Source organism: Paraburkholderia metrosideri (assembly GCF_904848625.1).
Lineage (GTDB): Bacteria > Pseudomonadota > Gammaproteobacteria > Burkholderiales > Burkholderiaceae > Paraburkholderia > Paraburkholderia metrosideri.
The window spans coordinates 331,602-344,233 of record NZ_CAJHCP010000005.1 but is presented as its reverse complement, the minus strand read 5'-3'; the positions used below and the strand labels follow the sequence as shown (position 1 = coordinate 344,233).

14 protein-coding genes are annotated in these 12,632 nt (G+C 59.1%); 10 read left to right on the top strand and 4 right to left on the bottom strand.

Annotated elements, in window-relative coordinates; all coding sequences use genetic code 11:
• Nucleotides 1–196: 196 nt before the first annotated feature.
• The gene (locus LMG28727_RS12665) at nt 197–976 is read right to left on the bottom strand and encodes an AraC family transcriptional regulator (protein ID WP_201642662.1); all 780 of its coding nucleotides are present in this window, start codon (nt 974–976) and stop codon (nt 197–199) included.
• A gap of 100 nt (nt 977–1,076) precedes the next feature.
• Between LMG28727_RS12665 and LMG28727_RS12660 the strand changes: the two genes are divergently transcribed.
• From LMG28727_RS12660 to LMG28727_RS12645, 4 genes are all read left to right on the top strand, one after another.
• Nucleotides 1,077–2,225 (top strand): MFS transporter, encoded by a 1,149-nt coding sequence (locus LMG28727_RS12660; protein WP_201642661.1) that lies wholly within the window; start codon nt 1,077–1,079, stop codon nt 2,223–2,225.
• Between the two features lie 169 nt (nt 2,226–2,394).
• The gene (locus tag LMG28727_RS12655) at nt 2,395–3,192 is read left to right on the top strand and encodes an acetoacetate decarboxylase (RefSeq protein WP_201642660.1); all 798 of its coding nucleotides are present in this window, start codon (nt 2,395–2,397) and stop codon (nt 3,190–3,192) included.
• Nucleotides 3,193–3,212: 20 nt separating this feature from the next.
• Entirely contained in the window at nt 3,213–3,995 is a 783-nt protein-coding gene (locus LMG28727_RS12650) for a 3-hydroxybutyrate dehydrogenase (RefSeq protein WP_201642659.1), read from the top strand.
• A gap of 9 nt (nt 3,996–4,004) precedes the next feature.
• Nucleotides 4,005–5,225, top strand: coding sequence for a DUF3734 domain-containing protein (locus tag LMG28727_RS12645; RefSeq protein ID WP_201642658.1), 1,221 nt, complete (start codon nt 4,005–4,007; stop codon nt 5,223–5,225).
• Between the two features lie 5 nt (nt 5,226–5,230).
• On the opposite strand, the gene LMG28727_RS12640 is transcribed toward LMG28727_RS12645, so the two are convergent.
• Together LMG28727_RS12640 and LMG28727_RS12635 are read right to left on the bottom strand one after the other, a co-directional pair.
• Nucleotides 5,231–6,553, bottom strand: a complete 1,323-nt coding sequence (locus tag LMG28727_RS12640; RefSeq protein WP_201642657.1) for an ATP-binding protein — start codon at nt 6,551–6,553, stop codon at nt 5,231–5,233.
• A 198-nt stretch (nt 6,554–6,751) separates the two neighbouring features.
• Nucleotides 6,752–7,066 (bottom strand): hypothetical protein, encoded by a 315-nt coding sequence (locus LMG28727_RS12635; protein WP_201642656.1) that lies wholly within the window; start codon nt 7,064–7,066, stop codon nt 6,752–6,754.
• Nucleotides 7,067–7,351: 285 nt separating this feature from the next.
• On the opposite strand from LMG28727_RS12635, the gene LMG28727_RS12630 reads away from it, so the two are divergent.
• The 5 genes from LMG28727_RS12630 to LMG28727_RS12610 all read left to right on the top strand — a co-directional run bounded on the left by LMG28727_RS12630 (nt 7,352) and on the right by LMG28727_RS12610 (nt 11,190).
• Nucleotides 7,352–7,537 carry a DUF3563 family protein gene (locus LMG28727_RS12630; protein WP_201642655.1) on the top strand — a complete coding sequence of 62 codons (186 nt, stop codon included), beginning with the start codon at nt 7,352–7,354 and terminating at the stop codon, nt 7,535–7,537.
• A gap of 26 nt (nt 7,538–7,563) precedes the next feature.
• A complete protein-coding gene (locus tag LMG28727_RS12625) occupies nt 7,564–8,010 on the top strand; it encodes a tellurite resistance TerB family protein (RefSeq protein ID WP_201642654.1) in 447 nt (148 codons plus the stop codon).
• 1,239 nt (nt 8,011–9,249) lie between these two features.
• Entirely contained in the window at nt 9,250–10,332 is a 1,083-nt protein-coding gene (locus LMG28727_RS12620) for an NHL repeat-containing protein (protein WP_201642653.1), read from the top strand.
• A 476-nt stretch (nt 10,333–10,808) separates the two neighbouring features.
• On the top strand, nt 10,809–10,961 hold the full coding sequence (locus LMG28727_RS12615; RefSeq protein WP_201642652.1) for a hypothetical protein: 153 nt from the start codon (nt 10,809–10,811) through the stop codon (nt 10,959–10,961).
• Nucleotides 10,962–11,040: 79 nt separating this feature from the next.
• Nucleotides 11,041–11,190: a hypothetical protein gene (locus LMG28727_RS12610; protein ID WP_201642651.1), complete on the top strand. Its 150-nt coding sequence runs from the start codon at nt 11,041–11,043 to the stop codon at nt 11,188–11,190.
• 152 nt (nt 11,191–11,342) lie between these two features.
• On the opposite strand, the gene LMG28727_RS12605 is transcribed toward LMG28727_RS12610, so the two are convergent.
• Nucleotides 11,343–11,492 (bottom strand): hypothetical protein, encoded by a 150-nt coding sequence (locus tag LMG28727_RS12605; RefSeq protein ID WP_201642650.1) that lies wholly within the window; start codon nt 11,490–11,492, stop codon nt 11,343–11,345.
• Nucleotides 11,493–11,609: 117 nt separating this feature from the next.
• Here LMG28727_RS12605 and LMG28727_RS12600 point away from each other — a divergent pair, with 117 nt between their 5' ends.
• Nucleotides 11,610–12,584 carry an alpha/beta fold hydrolase gene (locus LMG28727_RS12600; RefSeq protein WP_201642649.1) on the top strand — a complete coding sequence of 325 codons (975 nt, stop codon included), beginning with the start codon at nt 11,610–11,612 and terminating at the stop codon, nt 12,582–12,584.
• Nucleotides 12,585–12,632 lie beyond the last annotated feature (48 nt).

The following is a 12,632-nucleotide window of genomic DNA, read 5'->3' as shown; positions in this document are numbered from 1 at the left end:
AATCGCCTTTAACGCAATCTGGTCCGACGACAGGCTTGCACCTATGCCATTAGGTCAACCACAGCAGTCCTCGGAGAACCAAAGACGAATAGGACACTCATTGATGACGTTTGCGGGAGGACGTGGTTTGCTCAGCGCGAACAGGCGGTAATGACTTGCACAAAGGCATCTTGTTGAGCGGGATTCCTGGAGAAGACTAGACCTGCTGAGAGCGATGAAGATATGACCCGGGAGTGCAGCCGAGCATGGTTCGAAAGAAAGCGATGAAAACGCTATCGCTCGAGAACTCCAGTTCCGCCGCCGTGTAGGTGATGCTATGTCCGGTGGCCAGTAGTTCTATCGCTCGCATCAGACGCCATTGCTGACGCCACTGTTGATAACCCATCCCGGTCTCCTTCTGGAAGATGCGCGTGATGGTCTTGCCGCTGGCCCCAACCGCCGCCTCCAGCACCTGCAATTCCGGTGGCATTCGATCCAGATGAGCGGTCAAGCTGGCGAGGCGTCGATCGGAGGGTAACGGAAGCAACATCGCCTCTTGTGGTGCGCCGCATATCTCGTGAATGCAAAGTCCGAGCAAGTGCGCGTGCCGCCCGCCGCGCCAGTCTTCGTGAAAATCCGCCAATGCAATCGACTCAAGGACCGCGCGCAACAACGGCCGGACGTCGATTACACGCACATCTTCCGGTAGCGAGGCACTCAGGTCTGGCCTGAACCACAGCGACCGGTAATCGACTGTTTGCTGCATCACCGCACGATGCGCCGTCTGCGGTGGAATCCAAACGGCGCGCGATGGCGGCAGCAGGCACAAGCGGTCGGCCAGTGTGATGCGGATGCAACCTCGCCGTGCATACAGCAATTGCCCCCGCTGATGCAGATGCGAGCCTGAATCGTGATCACCCAGCGACGTGGCAAGACCAATGACTTCGGCCTCGAAGGAGTCGGGGTCGAACGTGCCGGTGACGTCGAGATAGGGCATGCAAATCATTGTCCCATTTCACACATTTTCTGTCCAAGAATCTGTAACCGGACTGGCGAAAACGATCGATCATGGCGTCTTTCTTCAGGAGGACAATGCCGTGCAAACGAGAGGTCTGCTGCCGCTATCCATCGCGCTGCTGATGTTTCCGCAAATGGCCCAGACGCTGTTTAGTCCGGCGTTGGCCGATTTCGCGCGGGCGTTTTCAGTTCCTCCCGAAGCCGCGAGCCAGGCCCTGACGGTTTACTTCGCCGCCTTCGCGGTCGGCGTATTCGTCTGGGGACGCGCGTGCGACCAGATCGGCCGCAAGCCGGCGATGTTGTGCGGACTGTTCGTGTATGCGCTGGCCTGCTGTGCCGCTTTTGCCGTCACCACATTCGACGGATTATTGCTCTCGCAGGCTGTTGCTGCTTTCGGGGCGGCGGTCGGCTCGGTCGTCACGCAAACGGTGCTCAGGGACCGGTATGCCGGCGCAGAACTGGCCAGAATCTTTTCGGTAGTGGGCATGGTACTCGCCGCCAGTCCGGCTATCGGATTGTTCGCGGGCGCGGCGCTGGTGCAGGCGTTCGGCTACAAGGGCGTGGTGGCCGCGCTATTCGTGCTGTCCTCCGTGCTGATTGCCTGGACCGTGGCCGCGCTGCCGAAGACTCATCTGCCGCGTCATGCGGCTGAGCCGCTTTCGGATACGCTGAAACTGATGCTTCGAGATAGGCTCGTCTGGCGCTCCGCGCTGTTGGTCGCAGTGTTCAATGTCGCGCTGTATAGCTATTACGATCTCGGCCCATTCGTGTTCCAGCGACTCCATCTTGATCCCGACATGTACGGCTACAGCGGGGCATTATTGGCTCTGGGCGCATCGCTTGGAGCGTGGCTCAATCGGCAGCAGCTTAAAGCAGGCAGCGGAGGTGAACATATGCTCCGGATAGCAAGCGTATTGATGCTGGCAAGCGCGCTCGGTGTGGCAGCCTTGCAGAACAGCCCGTGGTTTCTCGTGCCGATGCTGCTGGTGGTGGTTGCGTTTGGTGTCGCTATTCCTAACGTGCTCGGCCATGCGCTTGCCGCTTACAAAGATAAACTCGGCACGGCAGGGGCGCTATTTGGATTGTTGTACTACCTGATGATCGGTGCGGGAATGATGGCGACGGCGTGGACTCAAGCGCTGGGTGGAACGCTGATCGTGTGCGGCGTGATTGCGGTCATGGTGTGCGTTGTTTCAGGTTGGCGCAGAGGGTGGGCGACGGCAGTGTAATGCACGGGGGGGACGAATCGGCCCCGAGCTTCCTGGTGTTGCCGCGCGAGATTGCATAATTTTCCGCTAACACTGATGGCTCAACATGTCTGCCGCGACACCTCTCACGCACGGCGCCGGAAACGGCGCGTCGCGGGCGGTTCCCTTCCATCAGACATGAAGAAACGCCATGGACATCAATACCATCCGTCAGTCCGCCTACGCAATGCCGTTTCACAATCCGGCCTACCCCCGTCCGCCGTTCCGCTTCTGCAATCGCGAATATTTCATCATTTCCTACGAAACCGATATGGACGCGCTGCGCGCCATCGTGCCGGAGCCGCTGCGGCCAGAGAACGCGCTCATCCACTATGAATTCATCCGCATGCCGGACTCGTCGGGTTTCGGCGATTACACGGAAAGTGGTCAGGTGATTTCCGTACGCGACATGGATGGGCGTCTCGCGAACTACACTCACTCGATGTACCTCGACGACGAAGGTCCGATTGCTGGCGGGCGCGAAATCTGGGGCTTTCCGAAAAAACTCGCGCACCCGACGCTCAGCGTCGACGGCAACGACACGCTGCTCGGCACGCTCGACTACGGCACGCAACGCGTGGCGACGGGCACCATGGGCTACAAGCACAGCGCGCTCGATCTCGAGGGGGAACGCGCGAAGCTCGCCGATACGCCCAACTATCTGCTCAAAGTGATTCCGCACGTCGACGGCAGCGCGCGCATTTGCGAACTCGTGCGCTTCTTTCTGCGCGACGTCACGGTGCTTGGCGCATGGAGCGGCCCCGCCGCGCTCGAACTACACGCTCACGCACTCGCACCCGTTGCCGATCTGCCCGTGAAGCGCGTCGTGGCGGCGCGCCACGTCATTGCCAATCTCACGCTCGATATTGGCGAAGTGGCCTTCGACTATCTCGCGCAGAATACGCAACACGCGAAGCACGCGCGCGAAGCCGCCCTCCACGCCGTCTGATCGACTTACCGGGAATCACCATGTCTTTGCAAAACAAAGTCGCGCTCGTGACGGGCGCAGCAAGCGGTATCGGCGAACAATGCGCGCGCAAGCTCGCGAGCCTCGGCGCGGCCGTCGTCATTGCGGATCTGAATCTGGAGCAGGCGCAGAAAGTCGCGTCGAGCATCGTCGAAAGCGGCGGCAAGGCGATTGCCGTTTCGATGGACGTGACGAACGAGGAAGCCGTGAATGCAGGTATTGGGCGCACAGTGAAGGAACTCGGCAGCATCGACGTGCTGGTGTCGAACGCGGGTATTCAGATCGTCGCGCCAATCGATGCGTACGCATTCGCCGACTGGAAGAAGATGCTTGCCATCCACCTCGATGGCGCCTTCCTGACTACGAAGGCAGCTATCAGACATATGTACGACAGCAAGCGCGGCGGCTCGATCATCTATATGGGCTCGGTTCACTCGCATGAAGCATCGAAGCTGAAGTCGGCGTACGTCACGGCGAAGCATGGGCTGCTCGGTCTCGCTCGCGTCGTCGCCAAGGAAGGTGGCGCGCGTGGAGTACGCGCCAACGTCGTGTGTCCGGGTTTCGTGCGCACGCCACTCGTTGAAAAGCAGATCCCCGAACAGGCGAAAGAACTCGGCATCTCTGAGCAGGAGGTCGTGAAGAACGTCATGCTGAAGGAAACCGTCGACGGCGAATTCACTACCGTTGAAGACGTCGCGAATACGGTGGCCTTTCTCGCGGGTTTCGAATCGTCTGCGCTGACGGGCCAGTCGATCGTCGTCAGCCACGGCTGGGCGATGAAATAAGGGTGTCCCATGCGCAATGAACTAAAAGAAATCCGCCGGCCGTCCGATGAGTTCGCGCTGCCGCGCTACGACGAAGTCGCACTCGTTCTGCAGGGCGGTGGCGCGCTGGGCTCGTACCAGGCTGGCGTCGTCGAAAGTCTCGTCGAAGCGCACATCGAACCGAACTGGATTGCGGGCGTGTCGATCGGCGCGCTGAATACGGCGATCATCGCGGGCAATGCGCCGGAGAACCGCGTAGAAGCGCTGCACGGCTTCTGGAATGCAATTTGCCGGCCGCGCGACTGGATCGCAAATGTCGGTGCATGGACGTTGCCGTATGCGGGTCTGAACGAACTGGTGCGCAAGTGCGCCAGCAACTGGGCCGCGGCGCGGGCGCTGGCGGAAGGCCAGCCAGGCTTCTTCGTGCCGCGCTTCCCACTGCCACTTGCAGGGCTCGACAGGCTCGATCCCGCCCGCGTCAGCTATTACGACACCACGGCGCTCAAGGCGACCCTGCTGAAATACGCCGACATCGATCGCATCAACGACGGCCCGATTCGCGTGTCAGTGGGAGCGGTGAATGTGCGCACGGGAAATCTGGTCTATTTCGACAACACCAGGATTCGCCTCGTGCCCGAGCATTTTATGGCGTCGGGGGCTTTGCCACCGGGCTTTCCGGCTATCGAGATCGACGGCGAATACTACTGGGACGGCGGCCTCGTGTCGAATACCCCGCTCACCGAAATCCTCGCCGAGGCCGAGCACAAGATTTCGCTGATTTTTCAGGTCGATCTGTGGAGTTCGCGTGGCAAGACACCGGCTGATTTTCTCGACATTTCCGAGCGCACCAAGGACATCCAGTACTCGAGCCGCACGCGCGCGATCACTGACTTGCTCGCCGACCGGCAAAAGCACGCGCGCCTTCTCAAGGAAGTGCTCAAGCACGTACCAGAGAGTGTCGCGAAAACCGATCCGATCTTCCGCATCGCCGAAGCGGCCGCGGACGGCAGCTCGATCAACGTCGTGCATCTGATATACAAGAACAAGCCGTACGAAGGTAACTCGAAGGATTACGAGTTTAGTGTGGACACAATGCGCGAGCATTGGCAGACGGGACTCGAAGACTGTCGCAACTCACTCGCGCATCGTGACTGGTTCGATATTCCGAGCCGTGAGCATGGGTTCGTCACGCACGATGTGCATCGAGTAGAGACGCGTTCAGCCATACACAGCGAATTAGAAGCGCATTGATTGGTTCACGAGTCAGAAGACGCCAACGGAAATCCGATCGACGCGACGATGCCCGACGGCCCATCCTGACGATTTCGAAGACTCGCCATGCCGCCGTATTTATTCGCGATCGCCGTCACGATGGACAGCCCCAGGCCGCTACCCTCGATCTGCGTATTCGCTCGAAAGAAGCGGTCGAATACCCGTGGCAGCAGTTCTTCCGCAATCCCGGGCCCTGTGTCGGTCACGTTGATCCACACCATGTCCTCGCGTACCTGCACACTCAGATCCACTTTGCCGCCATCCTGGGTGTAGCGGACCGCGTTGCTAACCAGATTGCGCACGGCGATGCCGATATCGGCCTCGACCGCGAGCACAAACGCACCGGCCATTTCGTCAGCGCCGATATCGATGCCGCGCTTCATCGCGATCGGCAATACTTCGGCCACAGTGTCAACGACCACGGCGGCCACATCTACGCGCGTCAGCATATCTGCCTGCAACGTCGCATCGGCACGCGCAAGCCTGAGGAGTTGCGCGATCAGACCGCCGCTGCGCGTAATGCCGCCCCGCAGTTCACGAAAGCGCTCCTGATTGCTGGGTGCGATATGCGGCTGCAGATTGTCCGCTTGCAATTGAAGCGCGGTGAGTGGCGTGCGCAGTTCGTGCGCGGCGTCGGAAATAAACTTTCGCTCCGACTCGATAGATTGCGCGAGCCGATTGATCATCAGATTGATCGAGTTGATGAACGGACGTATCTCGATCGGTACGCCCGACGTGGACAATTGCTGAAAATGGCTGACGTCGATCTCCTGCACTTGCGCACCCAGTCGATTCAACTTGCGCAACGAGCGGCGCACGACAAGCAGCACGGCGATCCACAGCAACGGCACCAGCACGATCATTGGCCAAAGCGTACTGACTGCACGTTCTTGCGCAAGCTCGCGCCGTACCGCCGAGCGTTGCGCGACCTGAATCACCATCGACGACTCACGCAGCGTGTAGATGCGCCACGCTTCGCCGTCAACCGCTGTCGTCACGAAACCCGCCGCGGCGTCGCGCGGCAGCGCCAGCGACGGTTCAGTCGACCGGTAAGGCGCGGCCTGATCGTCCTTCCATATCGTGATGACAATGTCGCGTACCGGCTGCGAACCGCGCGCTGGAATCACGGGCAGCGAATCCGCGAAGCCGCCGCGCATGCGGCTGGCGACCTGTTCGAGCCGAAGGTCGAGCAACGCGCTCATACCTGCTTTCGACAGTTGATACGAGCTGACGCCCTGCACCACGCCGACGACGCTGGCCAGCACGCAGAGCGCGAGGACAAGCTGGTTTCTTAGAGACTTGAACATAGAGACCCAGAGAAAGTATTTCGTCGAATGGACGATTCGTGGATGCCGGGACACTCAGCGCAACGCGAGAGACGGGCATGTTCTTGAGACGACTCACTCGCGGCCAGACGCTTTATTGCAATGAAACGACGGCAAAGGCGCATCACCCTTGCCGTCGTTTCAACGAGCGATGGTCAATCGGTCTGGTCTAACTACCGCTCAATGCTTGATGTAAATCGACTTCAGGCCGACGTCGTATAGGGAATGAATCCCGGCACTGCTTTGAGACGCGCTGTCAACGACGACGCCATACCCAGCGGATGCGTCGCCTGGCTGGTCGGGACTCGTCCCGGCAATCTGAATTTCCGCGCGCTCACCCGCCTGGTCAACGGTAGTGTTATACCCGGTCTGCTCGAGCGGTGCGAGTTGAACCTGCATTTGCGCAGGCCTCGCCGATTCATTCGACTGCGCGAAAGAAGCAATCGGAAACACAAGGGCTACTGCAATGGCAGCGGTTTGGATCAGCGATTTCATGATATTTCCCTCCAGATCTGTTTTTTGTCATTCGGTGAGGCAGGCGTTCTCTGCGATGAAGTTCACGGTAAAGAACAAGAATTAGCGAAGAATGAGTGGCCATCGGCGTGCTGCGCACGTCCCTCATTTCCCGCTAAGTCACGGCGCCTACGATTCATTCGTCGATGCACAGGTTCAAGTTCGAACACGAAGTCAGGCGAGAAAAGCACGTTTGGCACGCATCCGACTGAAGCGACGATGCGGTCCGCCGGCCCGATATGCGTCGCACCACTCAAGGAGCACATCATGTTTGCCGCACTTTCAGAAAAACTAGCGTCTTTTTTTGAGTCTTCTCGCCACGACGAACGCGAAGAATATCTGGCGTCATCGACCGATCTCGGGGATCTCGAACGGCGCATGCGTCACCTCGACAGTGGCGACTATCCGTTCAGCGTGCATTCGGGCGCCCTACCGCGTGACAACGAGCTGTGAACGACCAATAGACAAGGAGAACAGACATGCGCCACTATCAATGCAACAGCCCTGAAGCCGCAGCACGCATCGTCGCGGCCTGCTTACTATCAGACGGGCACGTCGGCTACGACGAGATCGATGCGCTCGAGCGCCACGGCATCGAACAGCGATTGTCGTTGCGCCCGGGTCAGTTTATGGCCGTCATGCAGACGCTGTGCGAAGACCTGACTTCCGCCGCCTATCTGAATTGGGGCGACGCGTGCAGGCTCGACCCGGTCATCGTCGCGGAGCTCTCGGCCGACGTGCAGGATTGGCAAATGCGGCGCGACATCATCTCGCTATGCAAGGAAGCCATTCAAGCGGATCGACACATCTCCGACGCAGAGGCCGGGTTTCTTCGCCTATTGGGCGCTGCGTGGATATTGCCCGATCACACGGATTGGGTGCGCCCACGCGAGGTGATCAGGCTCGTGCGTGCCCATCGCGAGTGAAAACACGCAAGGGCCGGGAGTATCGTACGCACTGAATTTTTTGCGATCCGCGAGGTGGGCAATCTGCACGTTCTTTGTCGCGCTCTCGATGTCCCGCAGATCGACAGCGCGGTAATGTTCGACGGGGCGCCTGCATGCGGCCATCGAATCAGCGTCTTTTCCGGAGCGCCTTTTGAACCGTACGTAACTTTCCGCTAAGTTTCGGCTCATATCTTTGCTTGATTCGTCATCGATCTCATGACGCACACGTACGAGCCATTCGGACTCGACGCAAAGCAAGGAAATTCCGTGCCGGTACCGGCCTCACTTTCTACTAATTCTCATGGTCCACAATTGTTCTGTGCCATATATGTGCCATCGCTACCAATCTGGATATGGCTCGCGCCGCGTTCTCCATATTGCGCGGGCGTGTCGAAGACGATGCGCATTAGGACCATCTGAAACAACTCGCATACCTCAGGAGCTTATATGAAACTTACCGCAAATCAGCAAGCCAATTTGGTCACCGCAGCCAATGGAGGCGTCGACAGTATCGATGCGACGATTCAAAAGTTGAGACAGGAATGCCCAACCGCGTTCCATACCAATCAGAGTCTGCTGACTCGGGTCTTCTTTCATCGACCCGCAGGCGAAACACCATACAGAAGTTTTGTACGCAACTCGGTGCAACGGTAGATCGCCTCGCAGTGTGGTGGCCTTGTGGCTTACTGCCCCAAGGTTACCGAACGCCAGTCAATCTAAAACTGCACGGTCGACAGGCAGGATGCCCACTACACGAGTGCGAGGTCGATATTGCGTGACGATCGGCCGCTTCTGCCTCTGGATATTCGTGCGCCTGCCCAACGAGCTTCCGTTCTATTGAGTTTCGCGTACCCGCTCGCCCGCCGGTAATTCTCGGCTCATTCTTCACCGCTACGATGCCGTGCGTCGGACGGAGCGGACATTGATTACCGCTGGCCGACAACGCTCTCCTCACCTGTTTCACCTGAGCGAATGATCGCCCATTGAAGCATGCGGCGTCAGGGGACGAATACATCAGGGTTAAGAGATTCGCAAAACGAGCTTCTTCTCAATTCAGAAATCCAGAAGATGGTCCGCATCAGGCGGAAAGATCGTTTTGCATTTCATGACAACGACAGCTGTTTCAACATTTTGCCAGGCGATATTGTGACGACGAATCCGATTGCTCATTCCACCTCCATTTCGCGCGCGAACACCTTGCGCCAACGCGCGCGGCACGTGTCGCTCCTGCTGACCACCGGCTTCATGGCAATCACCCTGACAGCCTGCGGTGGCGGAGGCGGAGGCGGTGGCGGGAATCCCCCGCCAACGCCGCCCACTTCGAGCATCAGCGTGTTTGCCGGCAATCCCACTGCGACCGGCGCGCACGATGGCCCGGTCGCTTCAGCACAGTTCAATGTGCCGACAGGCGTCGCCGCAGACCTCAGTGGCAACCTCTACGTCGCCGACTTCGAGAATGACACGATCCGCAAGATCAGTGCGGGCAACGTGTCGACCTTTGCCGGCACAGCGAACACGTCGGGCTCGGCCGATGGCACCGGCGCGGCTGCTTCGTTTTCGGGGCCGTCCAATATCGCCATTTCGCCGGCGGGCAACCTGTATGTCACCGACCAGGGCAGCGAGGCTGTCACGGTGCGAAAGATTACGTCAGCCGGCCAGGTAACGACGCTCGTCGACCCGCGCACGAATCAGGCGCTGCAAACGGATGGAAGCACCGTCATCGCCACCGACGCAGCCTCGAATCTCTATCTGTTCACGACTCAGGCCAGCACCGGCGCTAGCATGCTGACCCAGGTCACCCCCACGGGCGCCGTCAACTTGATCACGCTCACCTCGCCGACCGGTGCGCCGATTGGGCTGATCAATCCGTCCGGCGTAACCGTGGACAGCGCAAACAACGTTTATATCGCCGACGACAACACTCAGGCCGGTGCGGGCGTGCTGTACAAAGTCGCGATTAATGGCGCGAATGGCCAGGTCACTACGCTGGCTGGTTCGATTGCGATTGCCGGTTCATCGGATGGCCCGGGCAATGCAGCGACTTTCGACGGCCTGTCTACGCTTGCCGTCGATCCGGCGGGCAACATCTTCGCTAACGATTTCAACAACGGTACCATCCGCGAAATCTCGCCAGCCGGTGTGGTCAGCACGTTCGCAGGTACGCCTGAGCAATACGGCCTGAACCTCGGACCGCTGCCGGGGACGCTTCCGGCGATCGACCAGTTGGCATGGCTCGGCCAGTCGCTGTATGTCGCGGACACGGACGACAGCGTCATTCTGAAATTGAGCCCTGCACCGTAATCGGCGCCTTGATATCGACGCGGTGTGGCCATTGACCCTTCTTACCATGGTCAACAAACACCGGGTGCTCGCATTAAGCATTGCATCGGCAAGTTGCCTTTTTCACGTTAGCAGCTGACGTCAACTTGTTTTCTTATCGAGGCATGTGCAAGCGAGCCCGCTCGTTGACTTCAGATCGCCGGCGTCTCATTTCGGCGCAGCGGATTGGCAAGCTCTTGCGGCTTGCCAATCCGCTGCGCGGCGTGCCGCGGGATGATTCGCACGCGAATGCGTCAACCCTGGCACGACTGATTGTCGGTTGACTCTTACCACTAAGGCACGATAACGGAGCACACTGAGTTGCCCCGTGAAGTGCGCTAATTCCCACCTCACTTCCGTCTGCGAACATAGTCAAGCGAATCGACGATTCGCTTTTTTTCTGCCCAGAATGGAGGTCCCTTATGTTCGCATGTCTCAACCCTCAAATACGTCAAACCATGACCGATACCGAGATGCCTTTCGACAGCCAGATTGCGACGCAGCCTGCAGCCTCCAATGCCGTCAACGAATGCAAAGAAGTCTCTGAGCAGCCGGCAACCGACGAGGACTTATATCCGTACCTGATGCTTGCGATAGTCGCCGTCATCTGATCCGGGGCCATCGTCACACGTTCGCAGCGATCGTCGCGACCCAAGCTGATGTTGACTACGCAATCCATGGAAACACGCCATGATCGACGTATTTGAATGGCTCATTGACATTTCGGTGGCCAGCGCGAGCGCCTCGGCCACCGGTTCGATCTTCCTGCTTCTGGTTGGTATAGCCACCGCGACGCGGCACCATCTCATCGAATATCGCTGTCGCAGGTGGCCAACCTAAATCGGCGCTCCGACGCATCAGTCCAACTGTAATGATTGACGCCAGTCAGGATAAACCGGTCACCACTCTTGTACTTAATTCTCCACTAATTCCATGCCGGTACGATGACGGCCATTCGGTTACCTGAATGCTACTCGCGCATCGGAGAATCGTCAGATCGGCAAGCGGTTCACCATGTGACCCACATTGCTCGCCCACGGCACGCCAATGCCGGTCAGGATGATTGTCCTGATCGACGCCGTTGTGTCCGGGTCGCCGCTGGCGCATTCGGTTGGCGCTTCTACACCTAACGGCACGCGCAAAAAACGCGCGTGCTTTTCAGTGCTAGTTACGTCAGCGTGTTCGCGGCCCTCGTCGAATCTAATGCAAAGAAATCCGCTGGGGTTGCACCGTCTCACATCGGATCAAGGAGCGTCCATATGAATAAGCTGCCATGGCCCCACGCACTCGTGGTCGCGGTGATATGTGTCGCGCTGTCGAGCGGCGCTCACGCACGTACTGTGAGCTACGCGCCCGAAGCGATGTGCGTGGCGCCCCCCGCTACCTCGTCGATCCATGCGGATTATCACGAGCAGATTGCGCAGACCTCTCGCGGCCCGCTCGCCTATTACCGCTTCGGTCACGGCAGCCCGCTTCTGCTCGTCACCGGTTATCGCGCGACGGTGTCCGAATGGAACGCGGCGTTCCTGGCCGAGCTCGCGAAACATCATGACGTGATCGTCTTCGACAATCGCGGCGTGGGCCGCTCAATGCCCGATGCGTCCAGCTTCACGATCGACGATATGGCAAGCGATACTGCCGCACTGATCGACAACCTGGCGTTAAAGCACGCGACAGTGATCGGATGGTCGATGGGTGCCTCCATCGTGCAGCAACTCGCGATCGACAAGCCACAGGCAATCGGCAAAATGGTACTGATGAGCGCGCTGCCGCCTGGCCGGAGCGGTGTCCCGGTACCCGCAAACGTGATGGCGAAACTGTCGGGCAAGCCCGGCGTCACCTTTAACGACATCATGGCGGTGCTGTTCCCCGCATCGAGCGTGAAAGACGCCGAACAGTGCTTTGCCAAGGATAGATTCAACCCGCCAGACTACCAGTCGCGAGCGATTCCCAGCGTGGTCGCAGATGGCCAGGCCGCCGCGCTGCACGCATGGGAAACCAACGATAAAGCCGCCGACGCGCTACGCTCGGTGCACATCAATACGCTGGTGCTGTCGGGCAGCGACGATGCCGTGGCCGACCCGCAGAACGCCATCGCACTCACGCACTTATTGCCCGATGCTCATCTGTTGCTGGTTAAGCACGCGGGACACGCGATGATGTATGAATACCCAATCGCGTTGGCGCATGCGATCGATTCGTTTGCATCCTCTCGAATTGCTCTGCCGGTATGACTCCCCAGCGAGTGCCATACCGGGCGCGCGCGAATAAAGCGAATTCCT

Bases quoted from the DNA above. Each gene is read 5' to 3' on its own strand.
- LMG28727_RS12610 (WP_201642651.1), top strand. From the start codon at position 11,041: ATGATCGACGTATTTGAATGGCTCATTGACATTTCGGTGGCCAGCGCG.
- LMG28727_RS12630 (WP_201642655.1), top strand. From the start codon at position 7,352: ATGTTTGCCGCACTTTCAGAAAAACTAGCGTCTTTTTTTGAGTCTTCT.
- LMG28727_RS12625 (WP_201642654.1), top strand. From the start codon at position 7,564: ATGCGCCACTATCAATGCAACAGCCCTGAAGCCGCAGCACGCATCGTC.
- LMG28727_RS12650 (WP_201642659.1), top strand. From the start codon at position 3,213: ATGTCTTTGCAAAACAAAGTCGCGCTCGTGACGGGCGCAGCAAGCGGT.
- LMG28727_RS12600 (WP_201642649.1), top strand. From the start codon at position 11,610: ATGAATAAGCTGCCATGGCCCCACGCACTCGTGGTCGCGGTGATATGT.
- LMG28727_RS12645 (WP_201642658.1), top strand. From the start codon at position 4,005: ATGCGCAATGAACTAAAAGAAATCCGCCGGCCGTCCGATGAGTTCGCG.
- LMG28727_RS12635 (WP_201642656.1), bottom strand. From the start codon at position 7,066: ATGAAATCGCTGATCCAAACCGCTGCCATTGCAGTAGCCCTTGTGTTT.
- LMG28727_RS12615 (WP_201642652.1), top strand. From the start codon at position 10,809: ATGACCGATACCGAGATGCCTTTCGACAGCCAGATTGCGACGCAGCCT.
- LMG28727_RS12640 (WP_201642657.1), bottom strand. From the start codon at position 6,553: ATGTTCAAGTCTCTAAGAAACCAGCTTGTCCTCGCGCTCTGCGTGCTG.
- LMG28727_RS12665 (WP_201642662.1), bottom strand. From the start codon at position 976: ATGCCCTATCTCGACGTCACCGGCACGTTCGACCCCGACTCCTTCGAG.
- LMG28727_RS12655 (WP_201642660.1), top strand. From the start codon at position 2,395: ATGGACATCAATACCATCCGTCAGTCCGCCTACGCAATGCCGTTTCAC.